Annotated in this window: 1 protein-coding gene; it reads left to right on the forward strand. The window is 69.3% G+C overall.

Annotated elements, in window-relative coordinates:
- Window positions 1–261, forward strand: a 261-nt coding sequence (locus tag A6V29_RS09935; protein ID WP_283956350.1) for a dTMP kinase, incomplete at both ends; no start/stop codon positions are given.

Here is a 261-nt window from a genome sequence, read left to right on the forward strand (position 1 = left end):
CTGACCCGCGAGCCCGGCGGATCGCCCGGCGCCGAGATCATGCGCCACCTCGTTTTGTCGGGCATGGGCAAGCTGCTGGGCGCGGAAGCGGAGACCCTGCTGTTCGCCGCCGCGCGCGACGACCACGTCCGCAACGTGATTCTCCCGGCGCTGAGCCAGGGCAGCTGGGTGCTGTGCGACCGCTTCTTCGACTCGACGAGGGCCTATCAGGGCAGCCTGGGCAAGGTCGCCCCCGACGTGCTCAATGCGATGCAAGATCGG

This window comes from Blastococcus sp. CCUG 61487, from assembly GCF_005222955.1.
GTDB lineage: Bacteria > Actinomycetota > Actinomycetes > Mycobacteriales > Geodermatophilaceae > Blastococcus.